Origin of the sequence: Rhizobium sp. BK650 (assembly GCF_014195325.1) — a bacterium.
Classification (GTDB): Bacteria; Pseudomonadota; Alphaproteobacteria; order Rhizobiales; family Rhizobiaceae; genus Rhizobium.
In genome coordinates this window covers 415,324-425,319 of record NZ_JACIBK010000004.1, presented here as the reverse complement: position 1 = coordinate 425,319, position 9,996 = coordinate 415,324, and the positions used below count along the sequence as shown (strand labels likewise).

Here is a 9,996-nt window from a genome sequence, read left to right as displayed (position 1 = left end):
TCTTCAAGAGCAGCAAGGGCCGAACCCTTGACGACCGGGATGTCGTCGCCCGGGAAGTCGTAGGACGACAGCAGTTCGCGAACTTCGAGCTCGACAAGTTCGAGAAGCTCGGCATCGTCAACCTGGTCAACCTTGTTGAGGAAGACAACGATTGCCGGAACGCCAACCTGGCGGGCAAGCAGGATGTGCTCGCGCGTCTGCGGCATCGGGCCGTCGGCGGCAGAGCAGACCAGGATCGCGCCGTCCATCTGCGCAGCACCCGTGATCATGTTTTTCACATAGTCAGCGTGGCCGGGGCAGTCGACGTGCGCATAGTGACGGTTGGCCGTCTCATACTCGACGTGCGCCGTCGAAATGGTGATGCCGCGGGCCTTTTCTTCCGGCGCTGCGTCGATCTGGTCATACGCCTTGAACTCACCGAAGTACTTCGTGATCGCTGCCGTCAGAGACGTCTTGCCGTGGTCAACGTGGCCGATCGTGCCAATGTTGACGTGCGGCTTGTTGCGCTCAAACTTACTCTTTGCCATTTGAATGCTTCCTGTGAACGTAAATTGGTGACCCCGGCGAACCGGTTTAGTGCCGCCGTTTAAGGCTTTCGGCGAAATTGCGCAAGACTTAATTGCAGACGCCATTCTCGGCGTGTGGGCGCATATGGGCGATAATTCGGAACTCGCAAGGTGAGTCGCCGAGACCTGCCTTAAAACACCTGGAATCTCAGGCAAAATCGACAGTCGATCCCGCTTCCGTTGGCGGCAGCAGGTGGCGAGCGCAACTTCTGCAATCGTAACCCCAACATCCGCCGATCAGATTATATTACATTTTACTAATTGATTTCACCAAACAGGAAAGCTTGCATGATACCTCTCTAATATTCGGAGGGACATCCAATGCGATCGGAAAGCTACAACAACCACTATTCGGCATTCGCGGAAGATCATCATGCATTCGGCTTTCCGCACGAAGACGAGACGGGTACGAGCGTTAAAAGAAACGCGGCCCGGTATTCGGTCTTCGTCGCCGGCATAGCCATAGGGGTGCTCGGCTACTGGATCATCGGCAATTTCATGAATCTCGTCTTCGAGTTCTGAAAGCCGGCGTCATTCGGCGGTAGCGGGAGGCAAGATGGAGCGGGTAGCGGGAATCGAACCCGCGTATTCAGCTTGGAAGGCTGCTGCTCTACCATTGAGCTATACCCGCGGGATTGGTCAGATCCAATGACGAATGGTGGAGAGAGTTGGATTTGAACCAACGTAGGCTGAGCCAACGGATTTACAGTCCGTCCCCTTTAACCACTCGGGCATCTCTCCAGTCTTTTCGTCCGGATCGTGAGACCAAGTTCGTCAGACGTTGAAGCGTTGCCGCCCCGTCGTCTGCGCCGCGTATATGACCGGACGATTTCAGTCTGTCAACACGATGACAATGGAAAAGACAGGAAAAATTTCATCGCCTGTTGAAAGCCGGCACATGAAAGAAGGCCTATGCGGCAACCGGCGCCATCGTTATAAAGCCGCATGAGCAAAGATAACAAATCCGGCGGAAAGTCCGCTACCGACAAGTCCGCAAAGGACACGCATTATGCAACGCTCCGGCGCGCGCATCGCGACGCCAAGCGCGAGCGTGGTGAAATTCCGACCCCCGGACCACAGAAGCGTAGGCGCGGCGCAGATGACTGGAAGCCGCCGGCGCTCGCCCCCGATCAGGTCTTCCTTTACGGCCTTCATACCGTTCGCGCCGCGCTTGAAAATCCTGAACGTAAGAACATCAAGCTGTCGGTAACACAGAATGCTCTGGCGCGCCTGGAGATCGATCCGGACGGGATCGGCATTGCTGTCGAAGTCGTTTCCCCGCAGGATATCGACAAAGTGCTCGGCCCGGAAGCAATTCACCAGGGCGTGATGCTGGAAACGCGGCCCCTGCCCGTCCGGCGACTGGAAGCGCTGAAGGACAGCCCGTTGCTTCTCGTGCTCGATCAGGTGACCGATCCGCACAATGTCGGAGCCATCATGCGTTCTGCGGTCGCTTTCAACGCCGGCGCCGTTATCACCACCCAGAGACATAGCCCGACCGAATCCGGCGTGCTTGCCAAATCCGCTTCCGGCGCGTTGGAACTCATACCTTATATACAGATTACCAATCTCTCCGACGCACTTGGCGAATTGCACAAGCTCGGCTTCTTCACGATCGGGCTCGATTCGGAAGGACCGGCGCCGATCGAGGGCACATTCTCGGGAAATCGGGTCGCTCTGGTACTCGGCTCGGAAGGCAAGGGACTGCGGCAGAAGACCCGCGAGACCGTCAATGCGCTTGCCCGGCTCGACATGCCCGGCGCTATCAAATCGCTCAACGTCTCGAATGCAGCGGCGATAGCGCTTTATGCTGCGCGACTGCACCTCAAGGCGTAGAACTGATACCGGCTTGTCGGGCGCCGCCACCAAATGTCGTGGACAGACGTAACGAATACCGCTCTTCCGGTTGAACACCTCTGCTCATGGTCCATATTCCGCTTTGGAAAGAGCGGGCCGGTCCTGATGATCGGCGACACGCTCTCTTTCCAGGGGCGACGGTAAAAAGGAAATCCATACTATGGCATTTCGACCGCTGATCTTCGGCGTCCTCTTTATCGCGGTCTTCGTCATGATCATTCTAAGTCTCATCTGGGTGGACAAGTCGCACCCAATCCGGCAGCCGGACCCGCTGGCGCCGACAGCACCGGCAAACTCGGCTCAGCCGGGGCAGTAGCTTGCCTGGAACAACGAAAGTACAAAACCCGTCGCAAGGTCGAAATCTTGCGACGGGTTTTGTTTTGGCTGGAAGATGGTTAGTCCCTGGCAGCTATCAGCCCCGGTAGAGCCAATAGGGTCCACCGTGATGGCGACGCCAATACTGACGTTCCCGCCAACGCTCTTCCTCCCACGGACTCCAGCGGCGCTCATAGCCCCAGGCCGGGCGCCAGTAGCGACGTTCACGCCAATAGCGGCGCTCGCGCCAGTCACGGCGATCACCCCAATCGCGGTCACCGCGATCGCCCCAATCGCGATCACCGCCGCGGACCTGAATCACATCGTTCTGTTGCGAGACTGCCGGACGGTCGAGAGGGATAGCCTCAGCCGGGGCAACGGCGGAAAACAAAGTGCCGGCCGAAAGGGCGGCTGCTAGGAGAAGACTGGAGATCTTCATGCTCACTTCCTCGTTTCTGATGAAGCGATAGTGGCCGAGCACGCCTGAATTGCCCCTGAATCAGCTCTTCAGTCTCTGTTCATATAGTGGAGAGTGCTTGGAAAGATGGTGCCCCCGGCAGGGTTCGAACCCGCGACCCCCTGATTACAAATCAGGTGCTCTACCAACTGAGCTACAAGGGCAATGGCTGCGAAGTAGCAGATTCTGATTTTTTGTAAAGGAAATTTGCCCCTTATGGCGTTTCGGCAAAGCTATCCACAATGGAGTTTTTAGTCATCGGCCTTTTAATAAGGTTCAATTCGAGTGCGGGCGTAACCTGATACGGCATATCGATCGAAAGGCGGCGACCTATCTCTTGTTTCCTGAAATTGCTCAAACTCCGGCAGCAGACGCAAAACGTCTTGTCGTACAAGCCTTTTATCCTTTAGCTAGAGCAGCATAACAAAGGGCATTGCATGGGCCGTTCATTTCAGACGCTTTCTTTTATCGCTTCGCCGACCACGGAAGCGCTTGCCGCACGAGACGAACTGATTCGTCTCTACGGCGACGTGCCCGCAAACGAAGCCGACGTGATCGTCGCCCTTGGCGGTGACGGCTTCATGCTCCAGACACTGCACAGTACGATGAATAGCGGCAAACTCGTCTATGGGATGAATTGCGGCTCGGTCGGCTTTCTCATGAACGACTACAAGACAGCCGATCTGCATGACCGCATCTGTACCGCCGTGGAGAATGCCTTTCATCCGCTGAAAATGACGACGACCAATGCCGACGGCAGCAATGCGTCCGCGCTGGCAATCAACGAGGTCTATCTTTTCCGCCAGTCCTATCAGGCGGCGAAGCTCAGGGTGGAAATCGACAACCGTGTGCGGCTCGAGGAATTGATCTGCGACGGCCTGATGGTGGCAACACCTGCCGGCTCCACCGCCTACAATCTTTCCGCTCACGGTCCAATCCTGCCGCTTGACGCCCCCCTGCTCGCCATGACGCCAGTCAGCGCCTTTCGGCCGCGACGCTGGCGTGGCGCTCTGCTTCCCAACCGGGTGACGGTCGATATCCACATATTGGAAGCGGGAAAGCGGCCGGTGAATGCCGTGGCTGACAACACCGAGGTCAAGTCCGTATTGCATGTGCGCATTGCCCAATCCGAAGACATGACGGCACGCATCCTTTCCGATCCCGACCGCTCATGGTCGGACCGGATTCTGGCAGAACAATTCGAGGACTGAGATGATGGCCATGCGGCAGGCATTCGTGGCGACGCTCATTGTGGCAAGCTTTACTGCGGCGGGATCAGCCGTCGCGGTCCGGGCGCAGGCCGTTCACGACGACATCCTGCCGCCGTCTATCCTCTTTGCGACCAGTACCGGCTATTGGGAAGACGACGGTAATTCTCTGGCGGTCGAGCGCGCTCCGACCACCACGCAGAGCGTCAGCACCGAAGATGCCAAGCCGCAGCAGCGGCACGGCTACTACAAGCTTTTCGCTGTGCGCCAGCCGGACAAGACCTCCAAAGTCTATCTGCAGCAGATTGCCCAGAGCGACATCGGGCCTGCTATCGTCTCGACGGCCGAACTGCAGGAAATCAGCGACCTGAAACCCTATGTCACCGACATCCGACCCGAAAATTCGAGCGGCTTCATCAAGGAGCCGGGCTTTTTCGCCACAATCTATCTGAAGACCGATCCTGCCGCCGAACCCGATGGCTGGACGGTGCTGATCGATGAGTTTGGAGACATCACCGTAGAGAAGGCGACCAACTGAGCGCCCCAGGTCCATTCGTCGGAGCCAAGCCATGAAGCTCGGCTTTCGGGAAGGCGTTCTCTACGACGAGACGCGGCAGGACTGGGACGCGACCGGCCCCAGACCCGTCCGCTGGTCTCTGTGGTATCCGGCAGCCGAGGGATCGATTGAAACCGACATCCCGGGACGAAGCTGGTTCCGGAGGGCCGCGGTCGCCCGTGATGCGCCCGTTCGGCCGGCAGCAAAGCCCTACCCGCTGGTTCTGCTGTCGCATGGTACCGGCGCTTCGGCCGCAGCGCTGGAATGGCTCGCCCGCCGCCTGGTCAATCGTGGGTTTATCGCGCTCGGCGTCGACCATCACGGCAATACCGGCGGCGAACCTTATCGTGCCGAGGCTTTCGCCTGTCTCTGGGAGCGCGCGCCCGACCTCAGCCTCCTGCTTGATCGCCGAAAAGACTGGCAGGACGACCTTGCCGGGCATATCGGCACCGACAGAGTGTTTGCTGCCGGATTTTCAGCCGGAGCCTATACGGTGATGCTGCTTCTTGGCGCCGTCGCGCAATTCTCGCAATTCGAACAATCTAGCCTGAAGGCTGGAGGGCCGCGCGGTCCTCGGGAATTTCCTGACCTCGCCGACCACATTCCGTCGTTGTTTCGTACGAGCACGGCATTTCGGCAATCATGGTCGCGAATGTCGCAATCCTATCGAGACGACAGGATCAAAGCCGCGCTGCTCTGCGCGCCGGGTCGCTCGATCCGCGGCTTCAGCGAGGAAAGCCTGAAAGCCGTCGATAAGCCCGCACTAATTCTGGTCGGCGATGCCGACGACACGGCCCCAGTCGAAGAATGTTCGTCATGGCTGCATGCGCGCCTTCGCCGAAGCACCCTCAAAATCCTTCCGGGCGGCCTTGAGCATTATATCTTCCTGCCGGAAGGCACTGCATTAGGACTTTCCTTTGCAGAGCACCTGTTTACCGACCCGGCCGGCATAGACCGTTCTGATGCCCACGATGAGATCGCCGATCAGGCGGGTGTGTTCTTTCACGGAGTCGGCATTTCAGCGGACTCCTGAAAAAGAAAAGCCCCGTTACCGGGGCATTTCATCTCAGGCCTGCCTTTTCCGCTCAGTCGATGTCATCGACGACGGCATCGGCTGCGCCGCTAATGCGGTGAGCGAGCGCTGCCTCCATGAACTCGTTCAGGTCACCATCGAGCACGTCGTCGGGAGCGGTGCTCGTAACGCCGGTGCGCAGGTCCTTCACGAGCTGATAGGGCTGCAGGACATAGGAACGGATCTGGTGGCCCCAGCCGATATCCGTTTTGGAGGCGGCTTCGGCATTGGCAGCTTCTTCGCGCTTCTTCAGCTCGGCTTCATACATGCGGGCACGCAGCATTTCCCACGCCTTCGCGCGGTTCTTGTGCTGCGAACGCTCCTGCTGGCAGGCAACGACAATACCCGTCGGGATATGCGTGATGCGTACAGCCGAGTCTGTCGTGTTGACGTGCTGGCCGCCGGCGCCCGAGGAGCGGTAGGTATCGATGCGGCAATCGCTTTCGTTGATCTCAATGTTGATCGAATCATCGACGACCGGATAGACCCAGATGGACGAGAAGGACGTATGGCGGCGCGCATTGCTGTCATAAGGCGAGATACGCACCAGGCGGTGCACCCCCGATTCCGTCTTCAACCAGCCATAAGCGTTGTGGCCCTTGACCAGCAGGGTCGCGGATTTGATGCCGGCCTCTTCGCCGTCATGCACTTCCATGAGCTCGACCTTGAAGCGCTGGCGCTCAGCCCAGCGGGTATACATGCGCAGCAGCATGTTCGCCCAGTCCTGGCTTTCCGTGCCGCCGGCGCCGGAATGAACTTCCAGATAGGTGTCGTTGCCGTCGGCTTCGCCTGATAGCATGGCCTCGACCTGCCGGCGGGCTGCCTCGGCCTGCAGGCCTTTCAGCGCCTCCTCGGCTTCCTTGACGACGCTCTCGTCGCCTTCTTCCTCGCCGAGCTCGATGAGCTCGATATTGTCGGAGAGCTGCTGCTCGAGCGTCCGGACGCCGTTGATGCCGTCATCGAGCTGCTGGCGCTCGCGCATCAGCTTTTGGGCTTCCTGCGCATCGTTCCAGAGGTTGGGATCCTCTGCCTTGTTGTTCAACCAGTCCAGTCGCCTTATTGCCTGGTCCCAGTCAAAGATGCCTCCTCAGCAGGGTGATAGCCTGCTTGGTTTCATCGACTATGTTCTGGATTTCCGCTCGCATTTTCCTGCTTCTTTGCCTCGGTATTCTGTGAGTGCCCGGTATTCTGTAAGGCTGGTGACATAGAGACGCCCGCCACGGATGTAAAGAGCCGTGGCGGGCGTAACGGAGATCAGTCTCTATCAGAAAAGGCCGGGCGTGTTGGTCTGGACCGCCTGGTTTGCTTGCGGCGAGGTGCGCAGGATTTCCTCCGGCGCCATCGTGCCGTCCATGCCGATGACCGAGAGGCTGGTGGCCGGGCCGGTGCCGGGCTTGAAGGCTTCGATAATCGTGCCCGGCTCGCCGTCGCCAGCGGCCATACCGGTCTTGCGGTTGATCGCGACCATATTCATGCCGGCCGGGACGACGAATTTCGATTCCGGCATGTCCTTGACGGCAGCCTGCATGAATTCATTGAAAATCGGCGCCGAGAGAACGCCGCCCGTGCCGCCGCGGCCGAGCGGGGCGGGCGTGTCAAAGCCCATGTAAAGGCCACAGACCAGATCCGGGGTGAAGCCGACGAACCAGGCATCCTTTTCGTCGTTGGTCGTGCCGGTCTTGCCGGCAACGTCGCGGCCACCGAGATCGATCTTGCCTGCAGCCGTGCCACGCTGAATGACGCCCTGCATCATCGAGGTGATCTGGTAGGAGGTCATCGGATCGAGAACCTGTTCGCGGTTGTCGACGATGTGGGGTTCTTCCTGGCTCTGCCAGTCGCCGGCATTGCAGCCTTCGCAGAGACGCTCTTCATGCTTGAAGATCGTCTTGCCGTAACGGTCCTGGATGCGGTCGATCAGCGTCGGCTTGATCTGCTTGCCGCCATTGGCGATAACCGAATAGGCCGAGACCATGCGCAGCACCGTCGTTTCGCCCGAGCCGAGCGACATGGCGAGCAGCGGCGGCATCTTATCGTAGATGCCGAAGCGTTCGGCATATTCGGCAACGATGTTCATGCCGAGATCGTTGGCGAGGCGCACCGTCATGAGGTTGCGCGAATTCTCGATGCCCGAACGTAGCGTCGAAGGGCCGCCGACTTCGCCACCATAATTTTCCGGCTTCCAGACCTGTCCGCCCGAAACGATCTCGATCGGCGCATCCATGATAACGGAGGCCGGCGTATAGCCGTTGTCCATAGCGGCAGCGTAGACGAAAGGCTTGAAGGAAGAACCCGGCTGGCGCATGGCCTGCGTGGCGCGATTGAATTCCGACTGACCATAGGAGAAGCCGCCAACCATGGCGAGAACGCGGCCGGTCTTCGGGTCCATGGCGACCAGACCGCCCTGCACCTTCGGCGGCTGGCGCAAACGATAGGAAGTCGAACCGTCAGCACCGAGGCGCTCGACATAAACGACATCGCCTGCAGAAACGACGCCGACCGGCGACTTTGTCGACCGGCGGTCGCCAGCGGCGGAGCGGAAGGCCCACTGCATATCCTTGGCGGCAATCGAGCCGCGCTCACGTGCCGCGGAAACCTTGCCGCCTCCATCCTTCGGCGGTTGGAGGCCAATATCGACGCCGTCACTGGAAACTGCGAGCACGACTGCCAGGCGCCATTCCGGTACGTCGGAAAGCGCGGGAACGTCAGCCAGCGCCGGTCCCCAGTCACCCGACATGGCGATCTGCTTGATCGGACCGTGGAAACCGCGACGCTCGTCATAATTGACCAAGCCGTCCTGCAGCGCCTTTCGGGCCGCGAGCTGCATCTGCGGATCGAGTGACGTGCGCACCGAAAGACCGCCTTCGTAGAGCGCCTTCTCACCATACTGGTCGATAAGCTGGCGGCGCACGGCTTCGGCGAAGTAATCGGAGGCAAACAGAGATGGGCCGCTGTTGCGGGCCGTAACGCCGAGTGGCTGCTTCTTGGCATCCTCACCGTCGCTCTGGCTGACATAGCCATTTTCGACCATGCGATCGATGACCCAGTTACGGCGCGTGATGGCGGCATCGGGATGGCGGAACGGATGGTAGTTGGCTGGCCCCTTCGGCAGCGAAGCGAGATAGGCTGCTTCGGCGATTGTCAGTTCACTGACGGACTTATTGAAATAGGTCAGAGAAGCGCTGGCGACGCCATAGGAATTCAGGCCGAAGAAAATCTCGTTCAGATAAAGCTCGAGAATCTTGTCCTTGCTGTAGGCCTGCTCGATGCGGAAGGAGAGGATCGCTTCCTTGGCCTTGCGCTCCATGGTCTGTTCGCTCGACAGCAGGAAGTTCTTGGCCACCTGCTGCGTGATGGTCGAACCGCCCTGCGTCGGACCGCCGGTCAAATAGGCAACCAACGCGCGCATGAAACCGGTGATATCGATACCGGGATGCTGGTAGAAATTCTTGTCTTCGGCAGAAAGGAAGGCCGCCTTTACGCGATCGGGCACCGCCTGGATTGGAAGGAACAGGCGCCGCTGCTTGGCATATTCGGCCATTAGCGCGCCGTTGCCGGCATGGACACGCGTGGTAACAGGCGGCTCGTAGCTGCTCAATACGGCATAGTCGGGAAGATCCTTCGTGACGCTGGCAAGATAGACGCCAACGACAGCCGCGGCGGCCAGGAAACCGACGCACGCTATTCCGAAGAAATATCCAAGAAGTCTAACCATATTTTTTCAGCTACCGGTATTTCTAATCACTAGATCGGCGCAGTCGCACAATCGCACGGATCATAGCTCTTCGCACGCTGCGCGGCTTACTCCATGCGCGTTAACGCTACAAGCCGATTTCGTCTCGCCAATGCGAAACACATAGATCGGAGTAATGGCGCGAATGTGAGGAAAATAGGGCCCGACCTGCCACTTTCCCCTTCGCGTTCGGCAAGCGATCCGGTTTCGGCCCCGGTGTCACTTCAGGGCAACG

Annotated in this window: 10 protein-coding genes and 3 tRNA genes; 6 read left to right on the top strand and 7 right to left on the bottom strand. The window is 59.1% G+C overall.

Annotated elements, in window-relative coordinates; translation table 11 throughout:
• The coding region (locus tag FHX15_RS13875; protein ID WP_138289839.1) for a GTP-binding protein at positions 1-527 on the bottom strand (527 nt) is incomplete at its 3' end.
• Positions 528-887: 360 nt separating this feature from the next.
• Here FHX15_RS13875 and FHX15_RS13870 point away from each other — a divergent pair.
• Positions 888-1,088: a hypothetical protein gene (locus FHX15_RS13870; RefSeq protein ID WP_184397891.1), complete on the top strand. Its 201-nt coding sequence runs from the start codon at positions 888-890 to the stop codon at positions 1,086-1,088.
• A 35-nt stretch (positions 1,089-1,123) separates the two neighbouring features.
• Here the strand turns inward: FHX15_RS13870 and FHX15_RS13865 are convergent.
• A tRNA-Gly gene (locus tag FHX15_RS13865) sits at positions 1,124-1,197 on the bottom strand.
• A gap of 25 nt (positions 1,198-1,222) precedes the next feature.
• A tRNA-Tyr gene (locus FHX15_RS13860) sits at positions 1,223-1,307 on the bottom strand.
• Positions 1,308-1,511: 204 nt separating this feature from the next.
• On the opposite strand from FHX15_RS13860, the gene rlmB reads away from it, so the two are divergent.
• Together rlmB and FHX15_RS13850 are read left to right on the top strand one after the other, a co-directional pair.
• Positions 1,512-2,402: a 23S rRNA (guanosine(2251)-2'-O)-methyltransferase RlmB gene (rlmB, locus tag FHX15_RS13855; RefSeq protein WP_184397889.1), complete on the top strand. Its 891-nt coding sequence runs from the start codon at positions 1,512-1,514 to the stop codon at positions 2,400-2,402.
• Between the two features lie 181 nt (positions 2,403-2,583).
• Positions 2,584-2,739, top strand: coding sequence for a hypothetical protein (locus FHX15_RS13850; protein ID WP_184397887.1), 156 nt, complete (start codon positions 2,584-2,586; stop codon positions 2,737-2,739).
• Positions 2,740-2,835: 96 nt separating this feature from the next.
• On the opposite strand, the gene FHX15_RS13845 is transcribed toward FHX15_RS13850, so the two are convergent.
• Both FHX15_RS13845 and FHX15_RS13840 read right to left on the bottom strand, forming a co-directional pair.
• Positions 2,836-3,177 (bottom strand): hypothetical protein, encoded by a 342-nt coding sequence (locus FHX15_RS13845; RefSeq protein ID WP_184397886.1) that lies wholly within the window; start codon positions 3,175-3,177, stop codon positions 2,836-2,838.
• Between the two features lie 106 nt (positions 3,178-3,283).
• Positions 3,284-3,359: transfer RNA gene (locus FHX15_RS13840), tRNA-Thr, on the bottom strand.
• 273 nt (positions 3,360-3,632) lie between these two features.
• On the opposite strand from FHX15_RS13840, the gene FHX15_RS13835 reads away from it, so the two are divergent.
• Genes FHX15_RS13835 through FHX15_RS13825 form a run of 3 tightly spaced genes read left to right on the top strand, consistent with a single transcriptional unit; the run spans position 3,633 to position 5,992 of the window.
• The gene (locus tag FHX15_RS13835; RefSeq protein ID WP_184397883.1) at positions 3,633-4,406 is read left to right on the top strand and encodes an NAD kinase; all 774 of its coding nucleotides are present in this window, start codon (positions 3,633-3,635) and stop codon (positions 4,404-4,406) included.
• A 4-nt stretch (positions 4,407-4,410) separates the two neighbouring features.
• Complete coding sequence (locus FHX15_RS13830) at positions 4,411-4,941, top strand: hypothetical protein (RefSeq protein ID WP_184397929.1); 531 nt, start codon at positions 4,411-4,413, stop codon at positions 4,939-4,941.
• A 31-nt stretch (positions 4,942-4,972) separates the two neighbouring features.
• Positions 4,973-5,992 (top strand): dienelactone hydrolase, encoded by a 1,020-nt coding sequence (locus FHX15_RS13825; protein ID WP_184397882.1) that lies wholly within the window; start codon positions 4,973-4,975, stop codon positions 5,990-5,992.
• Positions 5,993-6,044: 52 nt separating this feature from the next.
• Here FHX15_RS13825 and prfB read toward each other — a convergent pair.
• A protein-coding gene (prfB, locus tag FHX15_RS13820) for a peptide chain release factor 2 (protein WP_184397880.1) occupies positions 6,045-7,176 on the bottom strand; the annotation gives its coding sequence in 2 pieces (ribosomal slippage) (positions 6,045-7,106 and positions 7,108-7,176; 1,131 coding nt in all).
• A 119-nt stretch (positions 7,177-7,295) separates the two neighbouring features.
• A complete protein-coding gene (locus tag FHX15_RS13815) occupies positions 7,296-9,743 on the bottom strand; it encodes a penicillin-binding protein 1A (RefSeq protein ID WP_184397878.1) in 2,448 nt (815 codons plus the stop codon).
• Between the last annotated feature and the right edge of the window lie 253 nt (positions 9,744-9,996).